Annotated in this window: 23 protein-coding genes; 12 read left to right on the forward strand and 11 right to left on the reverse strand. The window is 69.4% G+C overall.

The window, feature by feature from the left end:
* Nucleotides 1–6: 6 nt before the first annotated feature.
* The 3 genes from RIC31_RS18895 to RIC31_RS18905 are packed head-to-tail and all read right to left on the reverse strand — an operon-like array spanning nt 7 to nt 4,820.
* On the reverse strand, nt 7–1,566 hold the full coding sequence (locus RIC31_RS18895; protein WP_350111413.1) for a SpoVR family protein: 1,560 nt from the start codon (nt 1,564–1,566) through the stop codon (nt 7–9).
* Entirely contained in the window at nt 1,559–2,842 is a 1,284-nt protein-coding gene (locus tag RIC31_RS18900) for a YeaH/YhbH family protein (protein ID WP_350111416.1), read from the reverse strand. Before RIC31_RS18900 ends, RIC31_RS18895 begins: the two co-directional genes overlap by 8 nt.
* Nucleotides 2,843–2,873: 31 nt before the next feature.
* Nucleotides 2,874–4,820, reverse strand: a complete 1,947-nt coding sequence (locus tag RIC31_RS18905; RefSeq protein WP_350111419.1) for a PrkA family serine protein kinase — start codon at nt 4,818–4,820, stop codon at nt 2,874–2,876.
* Between the two features lie 707 nt (nt 4,821–5,527).
* On the opposite strand from RIC31_RS18905, the gene RIC31_RS18910 reads away from it, so the two are divergent.
* Nucleotides 5,528–6,556, forward strand: coding sequence for an aldo/keto reductase (locus RIC31_RS18910; RefSeq protein WP_350111422.1), 1,029 nt, complete (start codon nt 5,528–5,530; stop codon nt 6,554–6,556).
* A gap of 9 nt (nt 6,557–6,565) precedes the next feature.
* On the opposite strand, the gene RIC31_RS18915 is transcribed toward RIC31_RS18910, so the two are convergent.
* On the reverse strand, nt 6,566–7,207 hold the full coding sequence (locus RIC31_RS18915; protein WP_350111424.1) for a cysteine hydrolase family protein: 642 nt from the start codon (nt 7,205–7,207) through the stop codon (nt 6,566–6,568).
* A 148-nt stretch (nt 7,208–7,355) separates the two neighbouring features.
* Between RIC31_RS18915 and RIC31_RS18920 the strand changes: the two genes are divergently transcribed.
* The 6 genes from RIC31_RS18920 to RIC31_RS18945 all read left to right on the forward strand — a co-directional run bounded on the left by RIC31_RS18920 (nt 7,356) and on the right by RIC31_RS18945 (nt 13,107).
* Nucleotides 7,356–7,850, forward strand: a complete 495-nt coding sequence (locus RIC31_RS18920) for a PAS domain-containing protein (protein ID WP_350111427.1) — start codon at nt 7,356–7,358, stop codon at nt 7,848–7,850.
* A 98-nt stretch (nt 7,851–7,948) separates the two neighbouring features.
* Complete coding sequence (locus tag RIC31_RS18925) at nt 7,949–9,508, forward strand: GMC family oxidoreductase (RefSeq protein WP_350111431.1); 1,560 nt, start codon at nt 7,949–7,951, stop codon at nt 9,506–9,508.
* 6 nt (nt 9,509–9,514) lie between these two features.
* The gene (locus RIC31_RS18930; RefSeq protein WP_350111434.1) at nt 9,515–10,198 is read left to right on the forward strand and encodes a nitroreductase family protein; all 684 of its coding nucleotides are present in this window, start codon (nt 9,515–9,517) and stop codon (nt 10,196–10,198) included.
* A 145-nt stretch (nt 10,199–10,343) separates the two neighbouring features.
* On the forward strand, nt 10,344–11,570 hold the full coding sequence (locus tag RIC31_RS18935) for an MFS transporter (RefSeq protein WP_350111437.1): 1,227 nt from the start codon (nt 10,344–10,346) through the stop codon (nt 11,568–11,570).
* A gap of 80 nt (nt 11,571–11,650) precedes the next feature.
* Complete coding sequence (locus RIC31_RS18940; RefSeq protein WP_350111440.1) at nt 11,651–12,217, forward strand: TetR/AcrR family transcriptional regulator; 567 nt, start codon at nt 11,651–11,653, stop codon at nt 12,215–12,217.
* Nucleotides 12,214–13,107, forward strand: a complete 894-nt coding sequence (locus RIC31_RS18945) for a hypothetical protein (protein ID WP_350111444.1) — start codon at nt 12,214–12,216, stop codon at nt 13,105–13,107. Before RIC31_RS18940 ends, RIC31_RS18945 begins: the two co-directional genes overlap by 4 nt.
* Here RIC31_RS18945 and RIC31_RS18950 read toward each other — a convergent pair.
* Complete coding sequence (locus tag RIC31_RS18950; RefSeq protein WP_350111446.1) at nt 13,104–13,928, reverse strand: FkbM family methyltransferase; 825 nt, start codon at nt 13,926–13,928, stop codon at nt 13,104–13,106. The genes RIC31_RS18945 and RIC31_RS18950 overlap by 4 nt on opposite strands.
* 394 nt (nt 13,929–14,322) lie before the next feature.
* Here RIC31_RS18950 and RIC31_RS18955 point away from each other — a divergent pair, with 394 nt between their 5' ends.
* Nucleotides 14,323–15,021 carry a CoA transferase subunit A gene (locus RIC31_RS18955; RefSeq protein WP_350111448.1) on the forward strand — a complete coding sequence of 233 codons (699 nt, stop codon included), beginning with the start codon at nt 14,323–14,325 and terminating at the stop codon, nt 15,019–15,021.
* Nucleotides 15,022–15,023: 2 nt separating this feature from the next.
* Nucleotides 15,024–15,650: a 3-oxoacid CoA-transferase subunit B gene (locus RIC31_RS18960; RefSeq protein ID WP_350111450.1), complete on the forward strand. Its 627-nt coding sequence runs from the start codon at nt 15,024–15,026 to the stop codon at nt 15,648–15,650.
* A 69-nt stretch (nt 15,651–15,719) separates the two neighbouring features.
* Here the strand turns inward: RIC31_RS18960 and RIC31_RS18965 are convergent, their stop codons facing one another.
* The 5 genes from RIC31_RS18965 to RIC31_RS18985 form a co-directional block, all read right to left on the reverse strand.
* Complete coding sequence (locus RIC31_RS18965; protein WP_350111452.1) at nt 15,720–16,742, reverse strand: methyltransferase; 1,023 nt, start codon at nt 16,740–16,742, stop codon at nt 15,720–15,722.
* A 197-nt stretch (nt 16,743–16,939) separates the two neighbouring features.
* Nucleotides 16,940–17,845, reverse strand: coding sequence for an NAD(P)-dependent oxidoreductase (locus RIC31_RS18970; protein WP_350111454.1), 906 nt, complete (start codon nt 17,843–17,845; stop codon nt 16,940–16,942).
* Nucleotides 17,846–17,940: 95 nt separating this feature from the next.
* The gene (locus RIC31_RS18975; RefSeq protein WP_350111456.1) at nt 17,941–18,933 is read right to left on the reverse strand and encodes a tripartite tricarboxylate transporter substrate binding protein; all 993 of its coding nucleotides are present in this window, start codon (nt 18,931–18,933) and stop codon (nt 17,941–17,943) included.
* 100 nt (nt 18,934–19,033) lie between these two features.
* Nucleotides 19,034–20,566 (reverse strand): tripartite tricarboxylate transporter permease, encoded by a 1,533-nt coding sequence (locus tag RIC31_RS18980; protein ID WP_350111458.1) that lies wholly within the window; start codon nt 20,564–20,566, stop codon nt 19,034–19,036.
* A 7-nt stretch (nt 20,567–20,573) separates the two neighbouring features.
* Nucleotides 20,574–21,023 carry a tripartite tricarboxylate transporter TctB family protein gene (locus tag RIC31_RS18985; RefSeq protein ID WP_350111460.1) on the reverse strand — a complete coding sequence of 150 codons (450 nt, stop codon included), beginning with the start codon at nt 21,021–21,023 and terminating at the stop codon, nt 20,574–20,576.
* Nucleotides 21,024–21,185: 162 nt separating this feature from the next.
* Between RIC31_RS18985 and RIC31_RS18990 the strand changes: the two genes are divergently transcribed.
* The gene (locus tag RIC31_RS18990; RefSeq protein ID WP_350111462.1) at nt 21,186–21,965 is read left to right on the forward strand and encodes an SDR family oxidoreductase; all 780 of its coding nucleotides are present in this window, start codon (nt 21,186–21,188) and stop codon (nt 21,963–21,965) included.
* Between the two features lie 36 nt (nt 21,966–22,001).
* Here RIC31_RS18990 and RIC31_RS18995 read toward each other — a convergent pair whose 3' ends face one another.
* Nucleotides 22,002–22,418 (reverse strand): carboxymuconolactone decarboxylase family protein, encoded by a 417-nt coding sequence (locus RIC31_RS18995; RefSeq protein WP_350111464.1) that lies wholly within the window; start codon nt 22,416–22,418, stop codon nt 22,002–22,004.
* Between the two features lie 185 nt (nt 22,419–22,603).
* Here RIC31_RS18995 and RIC31_RS19000 point away from each other — a divergent pair, with 185 nt between their 5' ends.
* Together RIC31_RS19000 and RIC31_RS19005 are read left to right on the forward strand one after the other, a co-directional pair.
* Nucleotides 22,604–23,959 (forward strand): MmgE/PrpD family protein, encoded by a 1,356-nt coding sequence (locus RIC31_RS19000; RefSeq protein WP_350111466.1) that lies wholly within the window; start codon nt 22,604–22,606, stop codon nt 23,957–23,959.
* 25 nt (nt 23,960–23,984) lie between these two features.
* A complete protein-coding gene (locus RIC31_RS19005) occupies nt 23,985–24,767 on the forward strand; it encodes an SDR family oxidoreductase (protein ID WP_350111468.1) in 783 nt (260 codons plus the stop codon).
* The last annotated feature ends 52 nt before the right edge of the window (nt 24,768–24,819 follow it).

The following is a 24,819-nucleotide window of genomic DNA, read 5'->3' on the forward strand; positions in this document are numbered from 1 at the left end:
TGCTCGTCACGGTCGCGGCTCGACCCGGTCGTGCTCGCGCAGGAGGTCGTGGCTGGCCGCGTCGACCTCCTCCAGCGCCACCGGATAGCCCCACAGGTCGGCCACGTGCTGCAGCACCGCAGTGGCGTCCTCCCGGTCGAGCAGCCGGCCGGCGATCGCCTCGTGGCGCAGCACCAGAACCCGGTCGCCGTCCAGGTCGGCCGCGATCACCTGGATGTTCGGGTCCTGCAGGGCCACATCGTAGCGCCGCGCCAGCGCCTTGCGGATCTTCTGGTAGCCGCGCTCGTTGTGGATCGCCTCGACCAGGTATTCCGGGTCGTCGGCCTCGGCGCTGAGCCGGAACATCTTGAAGCGCCGCATCACCGCCGGGCTGAGGAACTGCAGCACGAAGCTCTCGTCGCGGTAGTTCGCCCAGGCATCGCGCAGCGTGCCCATGGCGTCGCCGTTGCCGGCGATCTCCGGGAACCACTCGCGGTCCTCGTCGGTCGGGCGTTCGCAGATGCGCTGGATGTCGGTCATCATCTCGAAGCCGAGCGCGTAGGGGTTGATGCCGGAGTAGCGCTTGTCGTCGAAGTCGGGCTGGAAGATCACCGACGAGTGCGAGTGCAGGAACTCCAGCACCCCGCCGTCGGACAGCAGCCCCTTCTCGTGCAGCCGGTTCATGATCCGGTAGTGCACGTAGGTGGCGCAGCCCTCGTTCATCACCTTGGTCTGCTTCTGCGGATAGAAGTACTGGGCGAGCTGGCGGACGATGCGCAGGATCTCGCGCTTCCAGGGCTCCAGCCGCGGCGCCATCTTTTCGAGGTAGTAGAGGATGTTCTCCTCGGGCAGCGGCACCAGGTCGGCGACCCGCGGCGCCGGCTCTCGGCCGTCGTCATGCTCCGGGCGCGCGTCGACCGGCACCGTGCGCTGCCACAGGTCGTTGTAACTCTCCTCCTCGTAGCGCAGCCGGTCGCGGGCCCGCTGCTCCCGCGATTTCGGGCTGACCCGGCGCTTGCGCTGGTAGCGGTTGACGCCGTGATCCATCAGGGCGTGGGCGGCATCCAGCACCCGCTCGACCGCGCGGGCGCCGTGGCGTTCCTCGCAGCGCGCGATGTAGGACTTGGCGAACTGCATGTAGTCGAGGATCGCCTCGGCGTCGGTCCACTGCCGGAACAGGTTGTTGTTCTTGAAGAAGTGGTTGTGGCCGAAGGCGGCGTGCGCGATCACCAGCGCCTGCATGGCCATGGAGTTGTCCTCCATGACGTAGCTGATGCAGGGGTTCGAGTTGATGACGATCTCGTAGGCGAGGCCGCGCGCACCCTTGCGGTAGAGCAGCTCGTTGTAGGCGAAGTGCTTGCCGAAGGACCAGTGGTTGTACATCAGCGGCATGCCGATCGAGGCGTAGGCGTCCAGCATCTGCTCGGCGGTGATGACCTCGATCTGGTTGGGATAGACGTCCAGGCCGAGCTCCTTGAGCGCGATCTCCTCGATCGCGTCGTAGGTGCGCTGCACGGCGTCGTAGGACCAGTCGTGCTCCGAGAACAGCAGGCCCGGATCCCCGGTCGTGATCGCGGCGTCAGACACTGTGCTTCTCCGGCGTGAACAGGTCGCGGAACACCGGGTAGATGTCGGCCCGGTCGGCCACCCGGCGGGCGGCGAAGTTGCGGTGCGTGGCCGAGAACGGCGCGTAGGTCCGCCACAGGTTGGAGTCGGTCTTCAGCAGCTCGCCGACGCCGCCGGACACCTCGACATAGGCGAAGTACTGGGTGATCGGCAGGATGTCGCGGGCCAGGATCGCCGCCACCTCGGGGCCGTCGGCGGTCAGGTTGTCGCCGTCCGAGGCCTGGGCGGCGTAGATGTTCCAGTCCGAGACCGGGAAGCGCTCGGCGATCACCTTGCGCATCTCGACCAGGGCGGTGGACACCACGGTGCCGCCGGTCTCGCGGCTGTAGAAGAAGGTGTCCTCGTCGACCTCCTCGGCCTTGTGGGTGTGGCGGATGAAGACGATCTCGACATGCCGGTAGCGGCGCTGGATGAACAGGTAGAGCAGCATGAAGAACCGCTTGGCGAGGTCCTTCATGGACTCCGACATCGAGCCCGACACGTCCATCATGCAGACCATCACCGCCTGGGTGATCGGCTTCGGCACCGCCTCGAAGCGGTTGAACCGGATGTCCATGGGGTCGAGATAGGGGATCTCGCGGGTCCGCCGCTCCAGCAGGCCGAGCCGGATCCGCAGCTCGTCGAGCCTGCGGCTGTCCGGCGCGCTGCGCTCGAGCTCGGCGATCTCGGCGCGCAGGGCCTCCAGTTCGTCGGTGCTGGGGCGCCGCAGCGCGATCCGCCGGGACAGGCTGTTGCGCATGGTGCGCAGCAGGTTGATGTTGGTCGGCGACCCGGAGGTCGCGAAGCCCGAGCGCTCCGGCGTGGTGTTCTCCGACCGGCTGACGCTCTTCTTCATCAGGTCGGGGAGTTCCAGGTCCTCCAGGAAGATGTCGAGGAACTCCTCGCGCGTCAGCACGAAGCCGAAGGCGTCGGTGCCGTCGCCGTCGGCACTGCCCTCGCGCCCGGACTTGCCGCTGCCGCCGTCCGGACGCGGGATCCGGTCGCCCTCCTGGAACGTCTTGTTGCCGGGCACCACCCCGTCCTGGTGCCCGGTCTCGCCGTCGTGGTGGAACCGCGGCTCGCGCAGGCCGTCGGTCGGGATCACGATGCGCTCGCCGTCGGCGACGTCGCGGATCCTGCGCTCGCCCGAGGCCTGCCTGACCGCCTCGGTGACCTGCCGCTTGGCCCGCCTCAGGAAGCGCTGCCGGTTCGACAGGCTCTTGCCCTGCGGATTCCTGCGCCGGTCGATGATGTGCATCGTTCGGACCGTCCCTTCTGGACCAGCCGGCCTACCCGGCCTGCTTCACGCGCATGTACCACTCGACCAGCCGGCGGACCTGGCGCTCGGTGTAGCCGCGCGACACCATGCGCTCGACGAACTCGGCGTGTTTGCGCTCGGTCTCCGACTCCTTCTTGGTCCCGAAGCTGATGACCGGCAGCAGGTCCTCGACCTGGCTGAACATCCGGTGCTCGATCACGTCGCGGATCTTCTCGTAGGAGGTCCAGGACGGGTTCTTGCCGGCGTTCTGGGCCCGGGCCCGCAGCGCGAACTTCACCACCTCGTTGCGGAAGTCCTTCGGGTTGGCGATGCCGGCCGGCTTCTCGATCTTGCTGAGCTCCTGGTTCAGCAGCTCGCGGTCCATCATCTGCCCGGTGTCCGGGTCCTTGAAGTCGTGGTCCTCGACCCAGGCGTCGGCATAGTCGAGATACCGGTCGAACAGGTTCTGGCCGTAGTCGTTGTAGGATTCCAGATAGGCCTTCTGGATCTCGTTGCCGATGTACTCGGCGTAGCGCTGGCCGAGCTCGCTCTTGATCATCTCCAGGTAGCGGCGCTCGGTGTCGTCAGGAAACTGCTCGTGCCGGACCGCCTGCTCGAGCATGTACATCAGGTGGACCGGGTCGGCCGCAACCTCCTTGGCGTCGTAGTTGAAGGTCTTCGACAGCACCTTGAAGGCGAACCGGGTGGACAGGCCCTCCATGCCCTCGTCGACGCCGGCGGCATCCCGGTACTCCAGGATCGACTTCGCCTTCGGGTCGGTGTCCTTCAGGCTCTCGCCGTCATAGACCCGCATCTTGGAGTACGGGTCGGAGTTCTCGTGCTCGCGCAGCCGCGTCATGACACTGAAACGCGCCAGCATCTCCAGGGTGCCGGGGGCGCAGGCCGCCTCCGCCAGCTCGCTGTTGTCGATCAGCTTCTCGTAGATCTTCAGCTCCTCCTGGACCCGCAGGCAGTACGGCACCTTGATCACCGAGACCCGGTCCAGGAACGCCTCGTTGTTGCGGTTGTTGCGGAAGCTCTGCCATTCGGACTCGTTGGAGTGCGCCAGGATGACGCCCTGGAACGGCATGGCGCCGATGTTCTCGGTGCCGACGTAGTTGCTCTCCTGGGTCGCGGTCAGCAGCGGGTGCAGGACCTTGATCGGCGCCTTGAACATCTCGACGAACTCGAGCAGGCCCTGGGTCGTGCGGTTCAGGCCGCCGGCATAGCTGTAGGCGTCCGGGTCGCTCTGGCTGAAATACTCCAGCTTGCGGATGTCGACCTTGCCGACCAGGGTCGAGACGTCCTGGTTGTTCTCGTCGCCGGGCTCGGTCTTGGCGACCCCGATCTGGCGCAGCTTGGAGGGGAACACCTTGGCGACCTTGAACCTGGTGAGGTCGCCGTCGAACTCGTCGAGCCGCTTGACCGCCCAGGGCGAGATCAGGCCGGTCAGCTTGCGGCGCGGGATGCCGAAGCGATCCTCGAACTTGGCGCCCATGCGCTCCGGGTCGAACAGGCCGAGCGGGCTCTCGAACACCGGGCTGAGGTCGTCGCCGGCCTTCAGGACGTAGATCGGGAACTTCTCCATCAGCGTCTTCAGGCGTTCGGCCAGCGACGACTTGCCGCCCCCGACCGGGCCCAGCAGGTAGAGGATCTGCTTGCGCTCCTCCAGGCCCTGGGCGGCATAGCGGAAGTAGCCGACGAGCCGCTCGACGGTGTCCTCCATGCCGTAGAAGTCGTGGAAGGCCGGATAGACCTTGATCGTCCGGTTCATGAAGATGCGGCCGAGCCGGGCGTCCCTCGAGGTATCGACGATCTCGGGCTCGCCGATCGCCGCCACCATCCGCTCGGCGGCGGACGCGCAGGCCATCGGATCGGTCCCGCAGAGTTCCAGGTACTCCATCAGACTCATCTCGGACTCCTTGCGGGTCTGATAGGTCTCGGCGTACTCGGAAAAGACGTCGTTCATGACGCTCATGCCTCACTCCATGGTGGCAACCACGTGACCGCGCTCTGCGGCCTCGAAAGATCGCGCCTGGACTGCGTCGGCATCGGCATTGCGCCGGCTTCGAGCCGTCGTATTTTTTAAGTCTTGTTTCCGGCTCGGACCGGCACTCGGCCGCGTTCGCGCACTATATACTCGTCAATCCCTGGTCCAGGCATTCGGAACCCGCCTCTTCAGCTGGCGTCCCCCTCGCGGGCGAAACAGTCATCGCCATTCCGCGACCAGCGACACTTGATGTGTCTTTCGTATTTACTTCACGTACTTCTAATTTTTATCCAACCCTCTTATGGTCGTCTGCCGCCCCTTAAAAAACACTTAATCTCTGATATCCCGACAACAAGGGCATCTGATGTCCTCAGTATGGCACAGTGTGGCATCGTCCCGCGACACCGCCATCTCCGATTCCGCCCTCGCTCTCCAATGACATAGGGTGTCGGCACGCCCGCTTCACGCCTCTTCACGGGATTGTTCCGGCCCGACGTGGTCGTAAATCCAGGCACTTGCAGGCACGGTAACGTTGCGGTCGCCGCCCCCCGGGGCGACCCGGTCGTCCGCGAGGACAAGACGCTCCGGCGAGACTCCGGGGCGCACCACCGCCGTCCCCTCGATCGCAGCGACTCGGAGAGCCGGGGCCGGGCTATCATCCGGCCTCGGCGTGCCCGGAACCGCAGGAGACCCCGATGCCCGTCGATCTGTACCGCCACCCCCGCACCGGCCTGGCGCTGTCGCGCCTCGGCTTCGGCGGGGCGCCGCTCGGCAACCTGAACCGCCGGCTGGACGACACCGAGGCGGTGGCGGCGGTGACCGCCGCGATCGAGTCCGGGATCACCCTGCTCGACACCTCGCCGCTGTACGGCCAGGGCCTGTCGGCCGCCCGCATCGGCACCGCGCTGCGTCGCACCGCCCGCGACCGGGTCGTGCTGTCCACCAAGGTCGGCCGGCTGCTGTCCCCGGCCCGACGCACCGGCGGCCCCGCCGGCAGCGGGCGGGCCAGCTATGTCGACGCCCTGCCCTTCACGCCGCGCTTCGACTACTCCTACGATGGGGCGATGCGGTCGCTCGAGCAGTCGCTGCTGCTGCTCGGCACCGACCATGTCGACATCGCGCTGATCCACGACGTCGACGGCTGGACCCACGGCGCCGAGGCGCTCGACGGCCGTTTCGCCGAGGCCATGGACGGCGCGTATCGGGCGCTCGAGCAACTGCGCGCCGAGGGCGTGGTGAAGGCGATCGGCGTCGGGCTCAACGAGGCCGACACCGCCGCCCGCTTCGCGCGGGCCGGAGACCTCGACGCCGTGCTGCTGGCCGGTCGCTACTCGCTGCTCGAGCAGGGCGCCCTGGACGACTTCCTGCCGCTGGCCGCCGAGAAGGGCATCGCCGTGCTGATGGGCGGGGTGTTCAACTCCGGCATCCTGGCGACCGGCGCCGTCGAGGGCGCCACGTACAACTACCGCCCCGCCCCGCCGGAGATCCTCGAGCGGACCGCCAGGATCGAGGCGGTGTGCCGGGCGCACGGGGTACCGCTGGCGGTCGCCGCCGGGCGGTTCCCGCTCGGGCATCCGGCGGTCGCCTCGGTGGTGCTCGGCATGGTCAGTCCCGGCGAGGTGGCGCGCAACGTCGCCGCCGTCGACACCCCGGTGCCGCCCGCCCTGTGGGGCGACCTGGTGGCCGAAGGGCTGCTGCGGCCGGATGCCCCGGTGCCGGGCTGATAGCGGCGGTCAGGCGGCGCCGGCGATCTCCGCCAGGATTTCCTCCAGCGTCACCGTCCGGCAGTAGCCGCCGAACGCCCGCAGCGCGCCGTCGTGGCGCTCGGTCGAATAGCTGCTGCAGCAGTCGGCGACGCAGACCGGGTAGTAGCCGCGGTCGGCGGCGTCGCGTACCGCCATGTCGACGCACTGGTCGGTCAGCAGGCCGACGACGATCAGGTGGCGGACCCCGAGATTACGCAGCACGTAGTCGATGCTGGTCGAGTTGAAGACCCCGGACGAGGTCTTCGGCAGCACCACGTCGTTCGGCGCCGGCGCCACCGCGTCGATCACCCGCCCTTCCCAGGCCCCCTTCGGCACGAGGATGCCCGAGAGTTTGTGGTCGAGGCTGCGGTCGCGGCCGTCCAGGGTCAGGCTCTCGATCACCGTGTAGACCACCTCGATGCCGGTGGCGCGGGCGGCGGCGACCAGCCGGGCGATGTTCGGCACCACCCGGGCCTCCAGGTCGGCGACGAAGGCCGGGTGGGCCCGCCGGATCGCGTCGCCGATCTCCAGGTTCTGGACGTCGACCAGCAGCAGCGCGGTGGCGGCCGGCTCGACCGGCACGTCGCGGCGCAGGCCGGCAGCGGCCGGCGGCATCTTCTCGCTGGGCATCGGGACCTCCCCGGGTTGGCGGCGACGCGACCGGTACCCCGCCGGACGCCTTCCGGCAACCGGCCGGATCGCACTACACTGTCCTCCGGGCGATCACCCCGGGTGGATACCCCGCTCCAGTGCCGCCCGGAAGTTGAGGGCGCGCGACGTGCGAGCACCGAACCTGTGGGTCGACCTCGATCCTGAGCTCAACTGCCGCGACGCGACTCTTCTGGCGATCCATCGCTACTGGCTCGCCAAGCGCGGCGACCGGCTGTTCCCGAGCCGGGCGGACATCGACCCGATCGACCTGGCGCCGCATCTGGGCAACGTCGTCCTGATCGACGTCCAGAGGTCGCCGCTCCGCCTGCGCTACCGGCTAATCGGCACCGCCATCACCCAGGCCATGAACCGGGACTCGACCGGCAAATACTACGACGAGATCTACCCGGAGACCCTGCTGCGGCAGATCTACGCCAGTTTCCGGTGGATGATCGACCACGGACGGCCGGTGCGGACCTTCGGCGAGGCATTCTATCCGGACAAGAACTTCTACCAGTACGAGACCCTGAACCTGCCGCTCGCCGCCAACGGCCGCGACATCGACATGGTGCTGGGCGGGCTGGTGTTCCACCCGGCGGCGCAGCCGCCATCCCCGCGTTGATCCGCCTGCCGACGCGCTGATCGGGCTTGCCAGCGGCCCGCCGGGTGTCGTCCTGTTGGGTCGGACGCCGGCGGGCAGCAACCACGGAACGCAGGACGATGCAGCAGGACTACGACTACGTGATCATCGGCGGCGGCTCGGCCGGCGCGGTCCTGGCGGCGCGGCTGAGCGAGGACCCGGCGGTCCGCGTGCTGCTGCTGGAGGCCGGCCGCGATTTCCGGACCGCCGACACGCCGGAGCACATCCGCATCCCCAACCCGCTGCGGGCGATCGGCGACGACGACTACCGCTGGCCGACCCTGCTGGCGCGCCGAACCGACCGGCAGGAGCCGAAGCTGCTGTGGCGCGGCCGCGCCATCGGCGGCTCGTCGACCATCAACGGCCAGATCGCCATCCGCGGCATCCCCGACGACTTCGAACGCTGGGCGGCAGCCGGATGCGACGGCTGGGGCTGGGACCGGGTGCTGCCCTATTTCCGCAAGCTGGAGGACGACGTCGATTTCGGCGACGCTCCCTATCACGGCCGCGGCGGCCCGATCCCGGTGTACCGGGCGCCGGTCGAGCATTGGGGGTTTGTCGACCGGGCCCTGAAGGGGGCAGCCGAGCAACTCGGCTATCCGTGGTGCGACGACCACAACGCGCCCGAGGGCACCGGCGCCTCGCCCTATGCCATCAACAGCCGAGACGGCTACCGGGTGTCGACCAACGACGGCTACCTGGAGCCCGCGCGTGGGCGCCGCAACCTGACGATCGTGGGCAACGCCCTGGTCGACACCCTGACGGTCGAGGGCAACCGTCCGCATGTCAGCGGCGCGACGGTGCTGATCGACGGCGCGCGCCGGCAGGTCCGCGCCACCCGCGAGGTCATCCTGGCGGCCGGCGCCATCCACTCGCCGGCGGTCCTGCAGCGCACCGGCATCGGTCCGGCCGCGCATCTACGCTCCCTCGAAATCCCGGTGGTGGCCGACCTGCCGGTCGGCGACAATCTGCTCGACCACCCGATCCTCGGCATCCTCCTGCATCTGCGCGAAGACGCCCGGGTCGGCACCCGCATGCACCGGCATACCAACTGCTGCCTGCGCTACGCCTCCGGCCTCGCCGGGGCCGGCGAGAACGACATGATCATGATCGCCGGCAACCTGCGCTCGGAGGCCGACGGGGACCTCGGGCGCGGCCGCATCGCCGTGTCGGTCTACCAGGCGTTCAGCCAGGGCACCGTGCGCATCGTCTCCGCTGATCCGGCCGCCGATCCGGCGATCGAGGAGCGCATGCTGTCGGACGAGCGCGACCTGCTGCGGATGCGCGACGGGGTCGAGCGGCTGCGCGCGATCGGCCGGTCACCCGCCGTCGCCGCCATCGCCGACCGGGTCGAGTACGGCATCTCCGGCCGCTCGGTCGAGGACGCGCTCACCGGCGAAGCGCTCGACGATTGGATGATGGCCGAGTGCTCCGACGCCCAGCATGCCAGCGGCACCTGCCGGATGGGGGCCGACGACGACCCGCGCTCGGTGGTCGACCCGGCCTGTCGCGTCGTCGGCTGCAGCGGCCTGCGGGTGATCGACGCCTCGGTCATGCCCGAGGTGGTCCGCGCCAACACCCACCTGACCACCGTGATGCTGGCCGAGAAGATGGCTGACACCCTGAAGCAGGGAGGATGACCCGGCATGGACGCGCCCGTGTTCGAGCCGCTGGCCGGCTACGTCGAGTATTCCGAGGACGAGATGGTGGCGCGTGCCGCCGGTTTTGCCGACGACCTCAGGCGCCGCCGCACCGTGCGTGACTACGTCGCCCGCGACGTGCCGCGCGAGGTGCTCGAACACTGCCTGCGGGCCGCCGGCTCGGCGCCGTCCGGCGCCAACATGCAGCCCTGGCACTTCGCGGTCATCACCGACCCGGCCGTCAAACGCCGCATCCGTGTGGCGGCCGAGCAGGAGGAGCGCGAGTTCTACCGCGAGCGCGCCCCGCAGGAATGGCTGGAGGCGCTGGCACCGCTCGGCACCGACGAGCACAAGCCGTTCCTCGAGGACGCCACGCTGATCGCGGTGTTCGCCCAGCGCTTCGGCGAGTTGCCGGACGGCCGCCGGGTCAAGCACTACTACGTCGCGGAATCGGTCGGGATCGCCACCGGCTTCCTGATCGCCGCCCTGCACAACGCCGGCCTCGCCACCCTGACCCATACGCCGAGCCCGATGGGCTTCCTGAACGAGATCTGCCGGCGGCCCGACAACGAGAAGCCCTACCTGCTGCTGGTAACCGGGTTCCCCGCGCCGGACTGCCGGGTGCCCGAGTTCGGCGGGCGGCGCCGGCCGCTGGACGGGATCGCCAGCTGGTTCGACGCGTCGCCGTGAACGGCTCCGGCCCGCCGAGCCGGGCGCTGCTCGCCGGTTCGTCACGACATTGGTGACGATCGGCTTGTTGTCACGGCGAACGGCCTGGCCATAGGCTGCCGCGGCCGTCACCGGAGGGTGGCTGCCCGCACGGCTGGAGGTCACCTTGGAACGACACGGCGGTCTCCGCGGCATGCTGCCGATCCTGTTCGGCGCGTCGGTGATGCTGAGCGTCGCCATGGGGCTGCGGCAGAGCCTCGGCATCTTCATGCCGCCGCTGACCGCCGAGCTGGCGATCTCGGTCGCCGACTTCGCGCTGGCCATCGCCATCCAGAACCTGACCTGGGGACTGTGCCAGCCCTTCGCCGGCTGGCTGGTCGCAAGCTGGGGATTCCGGCCGGTGATGCTGGCAGGGGCCGTGCTTTACGTCGCCGGGATGGCGCTTCTGGCCGGGGCCGGCGGGCTGGTCGCGGTCATGCTGGGCGCCGGGCTGACGATCGGCGTGGCGATGGCGTTCGCCTCGGCCTCGATGGCGATGGCGGTCACCGCCCGCGTGGTCTCGCCGGAGAGGCGCAGCACCCTGCTCGGCGTCGTTTCGGCGGCCGGGTCGGTCGGCGCGCTGGTCGCCGCGCCGATCGGCCAGATCCTGTCGGTCGACCACGGCTGGCGGGTCGGGGTCATGGGATTCGTGGTGCTGGCACTGGCGATGATCCCGGCCGCCTGGATGGCCGGCCGGGTCGACGGCCTGGCGCCGCCGGTTTCGGTTCCCGGCGGCAGCGACGGACTGACAGCGCGGGCCGCCCTGCGGGTCGCCGTCCGGCGGGCACCTTTCGTGGTGATGACGCTCGCCTACTTCGTATGCGGCATGCAGCTGGTCTTCCTGACCACCCACCTGCCCTCCTACCTCGTGCTGTGCGGCCTCGACCCGCTGCTCAGCGCCACCGCGCTCGGCACCATCGGCGGGTTCAACGTGCTCGGCAGCCTGTTCTTCGGCTGGGCCGGCGGACGCTGGAACAAGCCGATGCTGCTGGGCGGGATCTACATCGCCCGCTCGCTGGCGATCGCATGGTATTTCGTGCAGGCCCCGACCCCGGAGAGCACGGTGTTGTTCGCTGCGGTGATGGGCTTCCTGTGGCTCGGCGTGGCGCCGCTGGTCACCGGCATGGTGGCCGAGATGTTCGGCCTGCGCTGGCTGGCCATGCTGCAGGGGGTGACCTTCCTCAGCCACCAGGTCGGCAGCTTCGTCGGCGCGTTCGGCGGCGGCTGGGTGTTCGACACTCTCGGATCCTACGACCTCGCCCTGCAGCTCGGTGTCGGGCTCGGACTGTTCGCCGGTGTCGTGCAGATCCTGTTCGCGCTGCTGCCGCGCCCGCGGGTGCCGCAGCCGGCATAGCCCGGCGCCAGGGCGCTTGACGACGTCGCCTGCGGCTCAATATTGTAAGTGAACATTCACTTAATTTCGTGGCCGCGACCATGCCGAGACGCCCCGATACCCGCCAGCGCATCGAGCGCGCCGCGCTTTCCCTGTTCGCCGCCAAGGGCGTCGACGCCACCACCACCAAGGACATCGCCGCCGAGGTCGAAATCTCCGAGGCGGCGATCTACCGGCATTTCCGCAGCAAGGACGAGCTCACCTGGCACCTGTTCTCGACCCACTATGTCGAGCTCGCCGGCCATATCGACAGGGTCACGACCGATACCCCGGCGCTGGCCGACCGGATCGAGCGCGTCGTGGCGCTGTTCTGCGACCTGTTCGACCGCGAGCCAGCCCTGTTCACCTTCATCCTGCTGACGCAGCACGGCCAGCTCGGCCGGGTCACCGAGGACATGCCGACCCCGGTGGAGAGCCTGCGCCGGATGTTCCAGGCCGGGGTCGACGGCGGCGAGTGCCGAGGAAGCGATCCCGACCTGCTGACCGCGATGGCGCTCGGGCTGGTGACCCAGCCGGCGACCTTCGCGATCTATGGCCGGATCCCGCGCCCGCTCGGCCGGCTGGCCCCGGAGCTGACCGAAGCCGTCAAGCGGGCGGTATTGCGATGAACGCGGCCGACCTCGGCCCGCTGCTGGCACGGGTCCCGAACCTGCCGCTGCCGACCCTGGGTGGCCGGCACTTCTGGGCCGACCTGGCGATCGCGCCGTCGCACCGCATCCAGCGCCATGTCTGGACCGGGCATTGCCGGCTGCTCGACGGCGGCGACCGTCGCCGCGCCTTCGGCACCTACGCCCATTGCCGGACCGCCGCCAAGCGGCTCCCCCCGGCACCGACGGCTGCCGGAACGCTGGTCGTGATGCTGCACGGCCTGTACCGGTCGCGGCATTGCCTGCGGACGCTGGAGCGCCGGATACAGGGCAGCGGCCTCGACGTAGTCGCGCCCAACTACCCGAGCGGCCATGCCGACCTCGCGGCGCTTGGCGCGTGGCTGAACGACCTGATGGCGGGCTTCCGGGGCTACCGGCAGGTGGTCTTCGTGACCTACAGCCTCGGCGGACTGGTGCTGCGCAGCGCGCTCGCCGGCGACTGCGGCTGGCGACACCGCATGACGGTCGCGGGGATCGTCCAGATCGGGCCGCCGAACCGCGGCGCGCGGGCCGCCGAGATCATCCGCGCCCTGCCGCCCGGCAACCGGGTCACCGGCCCTGCGGCACGCATGCTGTGCGACCCGCTGGACCTGCCGGAGCCGCCGTCCGGGATCCCGGTGCTCGTGATCGCCGGCGGGACCGGCCGGCACGGATTCAACCCGTGGCTCGACGGCGACGACGACGGTGTGGTCCGGGTCGCCGAGACCCGCCTGGACCGCCCCCACGACTTTCGACGCCTGCCGACCCTGCACGGCCTGCTCGTCCGCCATCCGGAGACCGCCCGGCTGGTCCGGGCCGCGATCGACCGCTGGGGCTCCGCCGAACAGGCGGATCCCGACCGAAGCGGCTAGCTCGACGCCGGATGCGCCTTGTCCGGACGCGCGTTCCGCGCCGGCGGCCACAGCACCACGTCCAGGTCGTCGACGCCGCTTCCGTGGCGGATGAAGTCGTTGCAAATCGCCGCGAAGGTGTTCCAGGTCAACGCCGGCGGCACCAGCCGCATGCCCTCGCTGGCGACCAGGACGTGCATGTCGTAGCGATAGCGGCCCAGGAACGCGCGCAGCGCCTCCATGTTCGGGTCACGTTGGACCCAGCCGCGCGGATTGACCTCCATGATGACGATCGGTGCGCGGTCGAACCGGAACAGCAGGTCGCCGATACCGGCGACGATGTCCGGTTCCGCGCCCTGCACGTCGAGCTTGATCAGGTCCAGGCGATCCAGCCCATCGAGCTCGCGCTCGAGGGTCGAGGTCTGCACCAGTCCGGACGGCTCCAGCCGCGGCTCCGGCACGATGCTGTGGATGGCGCGGTTGTCTTCGCTGGTGAACAGCGTCGCCTCGCCGGCCTCGGCGGCGATCGCGCAGTCGCGGATGTCCAGGTCGACGCCGTTGGCGCGGGCGTTCATGGTCAGGACCGCGCGGTTGACCGGGTCCGGCTCGAACGAGACGATCCGGCCGCCCCCGGCCGCCGCCTTGGCGGCGATGATCGAGAACAGCCCGATATGCGCCCCGACGTCGACGAACACCTTGCCCGGCTTCATCATCTGCGCCAGCACCTTGACGATCGGCGGATGCCAGAGCATGCCGCGCGCCAAGTAGGACGACACCGGATCTCCCTCGCGAAACAGGTGCAGGTCAACGCCGCCGTCGACGACCCCGTCGATCAGATGCACCGGCGCATCCGTCACCGATTCTGGAATTCGAGCCTCCCGCATGATGTATGGCCACGTGGCGATCGCCGTCCGTATGTCAAGGCCGAACCCGGCCGCCGCGGCCCGGTTCGGGACATCGAGCCGGCGACCGGCCGTCATCGTCGGCAAGGCGATGCGAGCGCCGGATTCTTTGCTATACCGGGCCGTGGAGTCGTGACCGGCGGGAATGGTGTATATCGTCCGAGGGCCGTGTCCGCACGGGACTGGAGGAGAATGTGAGTCTCGATCGAGATCGGATATCGCTCTCGAGGGGCGTGCCGGCGCTGCGGGCTCTCGAACTCTGCGCTACATATCAACGACCGGCGGCCCCCGTCGCCGGGGACAGACCGATTTTGCAGCTGAAGGAGGCCGCGTAATGGCGAAAAAGATATACCCGGATGCCAAAGCGGCCCTCGAAGGGCTGCTGTTCGACGGCATGCTGATTGCCGCCGGCGGGTTCGGGCTGTGCGGGATTCCCGAACTGCTGCTGCAGGGCATCAAGGATGCCGGCACCCGCGACCTGACCTTCGCCTCCAACAATGCCGGGGTCGACGATTTCGGGATCGGCATCCTGCTGCAGACCAAGCAGGTCAGGAAGATGATCAGCTCCTATGTCGGCGAGAACGCCGAGTTCATGCGGCAGTATCTCGACGGCGAGCTCGAGGTCGAGTTCAACCCGCAGGGCACCCTGGCGGAGCGGATGCGCGCCGGCGGCGCCGGGATTCCCGCCTTCTACACCCGGACCGGCGTCGGCACCGACATCGCCAAGGGCAAGGAGCACAAGGAGTTCGACGGGCAGACCTACATCATGGAACGCGCCCTGGTCGCCGACCTGTCGATCGTGAAGGCCTGGAAGGCCGACGACACCGGCAACCTGGTGTTCCGCAAGACCGCCCGCAACTTCAACCCGCCGGCCGCCAGCTGCGGCAAGGTCTGCGTCGCCGAGGTCGAGGAGATCGTGCCGCGCGGCTCGCTCGACCCGGACATGATCCATCTGCCCGGCGTCTACGTGCACCGGCTGATCCAGGGCGAGCATGAAAAGCGCATCGAGCAGCGCACCGTGAGGGAGGCGTAACCATGGCTTGGGACCGCAACCAGATGGCCGCCCAGGCGGCCCTCGAGCTGGAAGACGGCATGTACGTCAACCTCGGCATCGGCATTCCGACCCTGGTGTCCAACTACATCCCGGACGGCGTCGACGTCACCCTGCAGTCGGAGAACGGCATGCTGGGCATGGGGCCGTTCCCGCTGGACAGCGAGGTCGACCCCGACCTGATCAACGCCGGCAAGCAGACCATCACCGAACTCGCCCGCACGGCCTATTTCGACAGCGCCACGTCCTTCGGCATGATCCGCGGCGGCAAGATCGCCATGGCCATCCTGGGCGCGATGGAGGTGTCGGAGACCGGCGACCTGGCGAACTGGATGATCCCCGGCAAGCTGATCAAGGGCATGGGCGGGGCGATGGACCTGGTGGCCGGCGTCGGCCGGGTGGTCGTGGTCATGGACCACACCAACAAGAAGGGCGAGTCGAAGGTGCTGAAGTCCTGCACCCTGCCGCTTACCGGGGCCGGCGTGGTCGACCGGATCATCACCAACCTCGGCGTGCTGGACGTGGTGGAAGGCGGGCTGAAGCTCGTCCGGACCGCCCCCGGCGTCACCGCCGAGGAGATCGCCGCCGCCACCGAGGCGACGCTGGTCTGACCGCATTGGGCCGGCCGTCCGTTGCCCGATGACGGGCGGCCGGTTCTCCGATCGACCGAGCCGCGGGCGTCAGTCGCAGGCGCCCTCGATGACCCCCATGACCGCACCGGGCGCGGCGTGCCCGGCGACCATCCGCCAGCCGGCACGGCGCAGCAGTTCGGCGTACTCCGCCTCGGTCCGCTCCTGCCCGGAGCCCCAGCACATCATGTGCACGTCGAACAGCTTGGCGAAATGCGGCGTCTCGGGCCCGGGCACGATGTGCTCCATGATGAACACCCGTGCCGGCCCGGCCGCACCGCGGCGGATCGTCTCCAGGATCGCCACGCACTCCTCGTCGTTCCAGTCGTGCAGGATCATCTTGAGACCGTAGGCATCGGCCTGCGGGACCTCCTTGAACATGTCGCCGCCGACATAGCGGCAGCGCCCCTCCAGGCCGAGCCGGTATGCCCAGAGCGCCTCCGGGTCGGCCACCACGTCGGGCAGGTCCAGGACGATGCCGGAGAGATGCGGGTAGGCCTCCAGCAAGGCGCAGGCCATGTAGCCCTGGCCGCCCGCCACGTCGCAGAACACCCGGACATCCGAGATGTCGGTGCCCTGCAGGGCGCCCAGCACCTGCGCCGCCTGCGCGCCGGAATAGCTCGACATGGCCTGGTCGAACCGCTCGGCATAGTCGCCGTCGGCCCGGGTGTGGTCGAACGCCATGTGGCCGAACTCCCGCAGGAAGGCGTTCTGCCGGCCGTCCGCGACCATCGCCGGAAGGTGCTTCCAGAGCGCGTAGTGCTGCGGCCCCTCCTCCAGCCGCGCCATCGCCGCCAGCGACTGCGGATGGCCGGCGCGCAGCAGGTCGCCGCTCTCGGTCAGGACGAAGCCGCCCGCGGCGTCCTCGGCCAGCAGGCCGATGGCCGCCTGCGCCCGCAGCAGCCGATACAGCAAGGTCGGGTCCAGCCCGAGTTCCGCCGCGAGCTCGGGCGCCCTGCGCGGCGCCGCCCGGTCCAGCCGGTCATAGACCCCGAGCTCCGTCCCGGCCGCCAGGATCTGGCTCCTCCAGCGCCCAAAAATGACGTCGATCACATGCTCCGCTGCCGTTGCCATGGCTTGCCCCTCCCCGCTTTGTCCCCACCAGACAGATTCGCGCGCGGAAAGCATGCCGAGGGATCGGCCGCAGACAAGGTCTTTCTTCGTCTATGGGTTGACACAGACGTTCAGGCGGGCGGGCCAGCCGATGCTTGGGAGCAAGCCGGGGCAGCGGTCGGCGATACTGACCTGGAATCGGGACCCGTCTGTCGCTTCTACCCGGTGGACTTGCTGCGGATCTCCACCCCGGCCCATTCCTCGACGACCTTGGCGATGCTCGTGAAGTCGGAGTCGGGCCCGAACTTCGCCTTGGTGATCGCCAGGAACTGGCGGATCAGCGCGCCGCCCAGCATCGGGACCCCCATCGCCTCAGCCTCCTCGACGCACAGCCGGACGTCCTTGTAGGACAGCGCGGTCGTGAAGCCGAAGTCGAAGGTGCCGGGCAGGATCGCGCGCGGGAACTTGTCCTGGGTGGCGCTGTTCCGGCCGCTGCTGACGTTGATGATGTCGACCATCACCTGCGGGTCGATGCCGGCCTTCACGCCCATCGCCAGCGCCTCGGAGCTGAGCACCAGGGCGGCCGCCGCCAGCATGTTGTTGCCGAGCTTGACGACCTGGGCCAGGCCCGGCTCCTCGCCGACGAAGAACACCTTGCCGAAGGTCGAGACGATCGGCTCGACGCGCTCGTACGCCGAGCGCGGGCAGGACGTCATGACCGCCAGGGTGCCCTTCTCGGCCCCGGTGACGCCGCCGCTGACCGGGCTGTCGACCCACTGCACCCCGTGGCCCGACAGGCCCTCGGCGACGCGCTTGGCAGTGCCGGGGCCGGTGGTCGACAGGTCCAGCATGATCTCGATCACGCTGCCGCCGCCGAGCCCGTCAGGGCCCAGCGCCACCTTCTCGACGACGTCGGGCGTCGGCAGGCTGGTGAGCACGACCGGCACCGCATCGGCGACCTCGCGCGGCGACCCTGCGGCACGGGCGCCGCGGGCGACGGCCGCGTCGACGGCGGAGCGGTTGGTGTCATAGACGGTCAGGTCGTAGCCCGCGTCGATCAGCCGCCCCGACATCGGGCCGCCCATCCGCCCCAGGCCGACGAAGCCGAGTTTCCTGTCAGTCATGTCCTGGTCCCTCATCTCACGGTCGGCATACAGGGTAGCCGAAGAACGCCGCGGAACGGGGCGGACCCGGTCGGCCCGCCCCGCGTCCGGCCCGGTCAGTTCATGCCGACCGTCTTGACCAGCGTCACATAGGTCTCGCGCTCCTTCTTCATGACCGCGGCCGCGGCGTCGCCGCCCCGGTAGGTCATGTCCATGAAGCGCTTCTGGCCGACGGTCTGCACCATCTCGCTGTTCACGGCAGGCTCCAGCGCGGCGGCGATCTTCTTCACGACCTCCGGCGGCGTGCCGGCCGGGGCATGCAGCGAGATGTGAGCCGTCACCCCGAACGGAAAGCCGAGGTCCTTCATGGAGACCAGGTCCGGCGCCAGCTTCAGGCGCTCGTAGGAGGCGGCGAACAGGGCCTTGGCGTCGCCGGCCTTGACGATCGGCGCCCAGGATCCGCCCGAGAACGCCACGTCGACGTCACCGGACATCACGGCCTGGACCGACCCGCTGCCACCGCTGACCGGCACCGGCACGAACTCGACCCCGCGCTCCTTGGCGATGAACTGCATCACCAGCCGGTCGATCGCCAGCTGGCTGGCGCCCTTGATCGCCCGGTTCTCGGCCTTCACCGTCTTGATCAGGCCGTCGAGCGAGTCGTAGGGCTGCTTGGAGCCGGTGAAGAAGGCGTTCTGGAACTCGCCGATGATCGCGACATGCTCGAAGCTGTCCATGTCGTACAGCGCCTTCTGGACCAGGGGCGCCAGGGTGATCGAGGTCGAGTTGGTGGCCAGCAGGGTGTAGCCGTCCGCCGGCTCCTTGGCGACCTTGGTGGCCGCGACGCCCCCGCCGGCGCCGCCGACGTTCTGGACCAGGATCGGCTGGCCGAGCTTCTCGCCGAGGGTGTCGGTCAGGGCGCGGATCGAGATGTCGGTGCCGCCGCCGGCCGGATAGGCGACCACGATGGTGATCGCCTTGGTCGGCCACTCGGCCGCCATGGCGGGCGCTCCGATGCCCGCCGCCAAGGCCAGGGCCGTTCCGGCCAGGACGGTCGACGCCGCGCGCCGGGTCAGCCGCCTCGACTTCGATTGATAGTGCTGTCTCATCGATTTCCTCCGTCGGTTTTGGGTTCGTGCTTGGTTACTCCCGCATGCTCCGCCGCCTGGCGGGCCGCAGGTTGGGCGGCGCGTGCCTGGCCCCGCCGTGTCATCGGTCGCCGCCGTCCGATGCCGGTGCCGGCGCGATCTGCATCGAGCGCGCACCGGCGATCGCGAAGCGCCAGATCGAGAGCGCGGCGAGCACCAGGAAGACCACCGCGATCGGATGGTCGATCAGGACCGCGGGATTGGAATCCGAGATGATCAGCGACTGCCGGATCGTCAGCTCCGCCATCGGGCCCAGCACGTAGCCGACGACGAAGGTGACGAACGAGTAGTCGAACTTCTTCATGAAGTAGCCGACGAAACCGAACACCAGCATCAGGTAGACGCCGAACATGCCGCCGCCTTCCATGTAGGCGCCGACGATGCACAGGAAGACGATGACCGGCAGCAGCACGCTCTTGCGGATCTGGATGACCATGCTGAAGATCCGCTGGCCGAACAGGCCGACCAGCAGCAGCGCCGCCGATGCCAGCAGCATGCCGAGATAGATTGCGAACACGACCGCCCCGCTCTCCTTGAACAGGAAGGGCCCCGGAGTCAGGCCGTGCATCATGAACGCGCCCATCAGGAGGGCGGTGGAGAGGCTGCCCGGCACGCCGATCGCGAACACCGGGATCAGCGCCGCCGGCACCGTGGCGTTGTCGGCCGACTCCGAGGCCGCCACGCCTTCCGGCGCCCCCTTGCCGAACGCTTCGGGCGTCTTCGAACTCTGCCGGACCCAGGTGTAGGCGAGGAAGGAGGCCAGGGTCGCGCCGAGGCCGGGGAGGATCCCGACCAGCGTGCCGACCAGCGAGCCGCGCAGCACCGCCGGCGTGATGCGGGCGACATCCGGCAGCCGGAATCCGGAGTCGGCGTTCTTGGTCCTCTCGTCCGCGATCTGCGGATAGCGATGGTCGCCGTGCCAGCCTTCGTCGATCTGCACCAGGATCTCGGAAAGCGCGAGCGTGCCGATCGCCACCGCCAGCAGCGGGATGCCGTCATACAGCTCGAGCATGCCGAAGGTCATGCGCGGCAGGCCGGTCTCGATGTCGATGCCGGGCGCCGACAGCAGCAGCCCCAGGATGCCGGCGATCAGCGCCTTGAAGAAGGAATCGCCGGAGACCGCCGCGATGAAGGTGATCGAGAAGATCAGGATCGAGGCGAGCTCGATCGGGCCGAGGCCGATGGCGAACCGCGCCACCGGCTGCGCCAGCAGGATCAGCGTGACGGTGGCCAGCAGGTCGCCGGCCACCGACGCCAGCAGGGCGATCGTCAGCGCCTTGCGCGCCTTGCCCTGCCGGGTCATCGGGTAGCCGTCGTAGGTGGTGACCACCGCCGACGGCTCGCCCGGCACGTTCAGCAGGATCGCCGAGACCGCGGCGCCGGCCGCACCGCCCTTGTTGATCCCGATCAGGAACGACAGCGCGGCGGCCGGCGGCATCGTGAAGGTGAAGGGAATGGCGAGCGCGATCGCGGTCGTCCGGTTCATGCCCGGCAGGGCGCCGACGATGTAGCCGATCAGAACGCCGAGGATGATGTAGCCGATCACCGAGGGCGTGAAGATCTCTCCCGCAGCGATGCTTACATACTCGATCATGCCGGCCTCAGGGGAGCGGTGCGCGAAGGACGTAGGTCGCCAGCAGGTAGACGACCGCTACCGGAAGCGTCGCCGTCGCCAGGATGCGGACGGCGTTGCGCTCGCCCAGGAACAGCATGAAGGCGGCGATCAGAAGCGGCCCGCCGACCAGCATGCCGAAATAGTCGATGACCAGCGCGCCGGCGATCACCAGCGCCGCCGAGAGGACGAACATCACCAGGTTGCGGAGCCGCATCGGCATCGGCTGCAGCGCGACGCCGGCTCGCAGCCGCAGCCAGGCCTTGGTCGCCAGGGCACCGGCGAATGCCGTCAGCCCGACCGAGAGAAACACGGGAAAGAACTCCGGCGGCAGGCCGAAATACACCCCGTCCTCGGTATCGAGCGGGATGACCACGAAGATGAGAAGGATGCCGAAGAGCGCAAGCAGCACGCCCCCGGCCAGATCGGCCCGCTCCACGTCCTCGATTCCCTCCCCGCCTGTTCTGTTTTTCTTGGGCGGCCTGTTTCCTGGCAGGAACCGGCGGTTGCGCCGGCATCGAAGGAATAGTACGAGACACCTAGGGTATGTCAATCATCTGATACTACAATCTGAGCATTCGCCGAACGACCGGAGACGGACATGACACAGCGCTCCCGCATCGCCATCGTCACCGGCGCCAGCCGCGGCATCGGCCGGGCCATCGCCATGGAACTCGCGCGTGAGGGCGCCGGCCTGGTGCTGGCCGCCCGCAGCGCCGATGCCCTGGCGCGGGTCGCCGAGGAGGCCGAGAAGGCCGGAGCGTCGGCGACCCTTGCGGTCGCGGCCGACCTCGCCCGGCCGGGTGAACCCGAGCGCGTGGTCGCCGCCGCCGTCGAGCGATTCGGCGGCGTGGACATCCTGGTGAACAACGCCGGCGCCACCAAACGCGGCGACTTCCTGACCCTGTCGGACGCCGACCATCTGGACGGGTTCGCGCTGAAATATCATGCGACCGTGCGGTTCTGCCGCGCCGCCTGGCCGCATCTGGTGGCCGCCGGCGGCACGGTCGTCAACATCGCCGGGATCGCGGCCCAGACGCCGGACGCCGAGTTCACCATCGGCGGGCCGGTCAACTCGGCCCTGCTGAACTTCACCAAGGCGCTGGCCAGGCGCGCCCTGGAGGAAGGGGTGCGGGTCAACGCGCTCTGCCCGGGCCATATCGTGACCGACCGCCTGCATACCCGGATCGAGGTGCATGCGAAGCAGCATGGGTTGACCCTGGAGGCGGCCCGCGAATCGCTGCGCGCGCACTACGGGATTCACCGCTTCGGCGAAGTGGGTGACATCGCCGGCATGGTCGCGTTCCTGTGCTCGCCGCAGGCGTCCTATGTGCACGGCACCACCATCGTCGTCGACGGCGGCGCCACCCCCGGCCTGTGATCGGCCGACCGGCCGGGGCTCACTCGGCCGGGGCTCTCACTCGGCCGGGGCGCCGACTTCCTTGCGGTATTCGGCGATCGTCTCGGCGACGCTCCGCATGCTGTCGAGGGCGGCGGGAAACCCGCAGTAGATGGCGGTCTGCAGGATGACCTCGACGATCTTCTCCTCGCTCACCCCGTTGCGCAGCGCCCCGCGGATATGGGCGCGCAGCTCGTGCGGGCGGTTCAGGGCGGTCAGCATGCCGATGTTGAGGATGCTGCGCTCCTGCTTCGACAGGCCCGGCCGCTGCCAGATGTCGCCCCAGGCCCACTCGGTCACCATCTTCTGGAGCGTCGCCGTCAGGTCGGTGACGCCGGCGAGCGACCGCTCGACATGCGCATCGCCCAGCACCTCGCGCCGCATCGCGACGCCCTTCTCGAACAACTCGGTCTGGAACTCGGGCCTCGCGCTCATCGCGGCTCCTTTCGTGACGCTCTGCTCAATGTCGCTTGAATGCCGACAACGCACAGCTAGACTGGACCTCGCGGCCAGTCAACATATTGTATGACAGGATTATTGTCGAAGAAGGACAAGACATGCCCGGGCCCGCGCCGTGCGCGGGCCCGCCACCGATCGACGCCGCTTCCGGGAGCTTCGCCATGACCGAGACCGATGCCAGCCTGCCCGAGGTTCAGCTCGCCACCTTCGCGGCACGGCTTCGGCTCGAGGACATCCCGGAGCGTGTCCGCCACGAGGCCCGGCGCTCCCTCGTCAACATCTTCGCCACCGCGTTCGCCGGCAGCGCCGAGCCGGCGGTCGACATCACGGTGCGGACCATGAAGCCCTATGCCGGCCCGCGCACCGCGACGCTGGTCGGCCGCAGCGAGGGCGGCGACGCCGCGCTCGCCGCCTTCGTCAACGCCATGAGCGCCAACATCCACGACTTCGACGACACCCACCAGGCGACGGTCATGCACCCCGCCGCCCCGGTGTTCGCCGCCCTGTTCGCGCAGGCCGAGACCCATCGCCTCTCCGGCGCCCAGGTGCTGCTGGGCTTCGTGGCCGGCGGCGAGGTCGAGTGCCGGATCGGCAACGCCATGTCGCCCTACCACTACGCCCGCGGCTGGCACATCACCTCGACCTGCGGCGTGTTCGGCGCGGCGGCCGCCGTGGGCGCGATGCTCGGGCTCGACGCCGGCGCCATGCTGCATGCCCTCGGCACCGCGGCGGTGCAGTCCTCCGGACTCGTCGAGGCGCTCGGGACCATGGCCAAGAGCACCAGCGTCGGCGGCGCGGCGCGCAACGGCCTGCTCTCGGCGCGGCTCGCCGCCGACGGCTTCACGGGACCGGCGGCGCCGCTGTCGGGCCGGCGCGGCTACCTGCGGGTCCACGCCGATCCGCCCCGCCTGGAGGCACTGACCGAGGGCCTCGGCTCGCAGTGGGAGATCGCGACCAACACCTACAAGCCCTACCCCGGCGGCATCGTGCTGCATCCGCTCGTCGACGCGCTGCTCGAGCTTCGACAGGCGCACGGCCTCGGGCTCGACCAGGTCGCGGCGATCGAGGTGACCGGCCATCCGCTGCTGCGCGAGCGGACCGACCGGCCGGACGTGACGACCGGCCGCGAATCCCAGGTCAGCGCCCAGCACACGGCGGCGGCCGTCCTGCTGCGCGGGCGCGCCGGCCTCGACGAGTTCACCGACGAGGCGGTCGCCGAGACCGGCCGGGCGGGCCGGCCGCCGCTGGTCTTCCACGACGACGCCGGACGCGGGATCGAATCCGTCGCGGTCGTGGTCCGCACCCGGGACGGCCGCGCGTTGCGCACGGAAATCGCGGCGGCGCTGGGGTCCGAGGCCAACCCGCTCAGCGACGGCCAGATCGAGGCCAAGGTCGTCGAACTGGCCGGCCGGGCCGGCTTCAAGGGGGACGTCCCGCGCCTGATCGACTCGATCTGGCGGATCGACCGGATCGCCGACGCCGGCGAGATCATGCGCCTTGCGGCAAGCCCGGCATAGCCGCCGACCAGGAGGACGACACGTCATGCTGAAGGGAAAATGCGCCCTGGTGACCGGCTCGGTCGCCGGCCTCGGATACGCCATCGCCGAGGCGCTGGCGCGCGCGGGCGCGAATGTCGTGCTGAACGGACTCGGCGACCCGGCCGCCGGTCGCGCCGCCGCCGCCGGCCTCGCCGCCGCCCATGGCGTGGACGCCGCCTTCGACCCGGCCGACCTCAGCGACCGCGGTGCGATCGAGCGGATGGTCGCCGGTATCGGCGACCGCTTCGGCGCCGTCGACATCGTGGTCAACAACGCGGTCGTGCGGCATTTCGCGCCGATCGAGGAATTCGACCCCGACGACTGGCAGATGTCGCTGACCGTGAACCTCACCGCCCCCTTCCTGCTGGCCCGCCTCACCCTGCCGGCGATGAAGCGGCGCGGCTGGGGCCGGATCGTCAACGTGTCCTCGGCCTATGGCTGGCGCGGGGCCGCCGACCGGATCGACTACGTCACGACCAAGACCGCGCTGATCGGCATGACCCGCGCCATCGCCGTCGAGACCGCGCGGACCGGCGTCACCTGCAACGCGGTGTGCCCGGGGTCGGTGCCGACGCCGGCGATCCTTGAGAAGATCGCCGGGATCGCCCGCCAGCAGGGGCGACCGGTCGAGGATGTGGCGCGCGAATATGCAGCGCAGCGCAATCCGACCGGCCGCTTCGTGCCGATGGAGCATGTGGGCGATCTCGTCGTCTTCCTGTGCGGCCCGGCTGGGAACGACATCACCGGGACGGCGATGCCGATGGACGGCGGCTGGCTGGCGGCGTAGGCCGCCTCGGCGCTGGTTCAGCCTTCGGTATTATTGTATGATTTCCAAGGTG

Source organism: Thalassobaculum sp. (assembly GCF_040219615.1).
Lineage (GTDB): Bacteria > Pseudomonadota > Alphaproteobacteria > Thalassobaculales > Thalassobaculaceae > Thalassobaculum_A.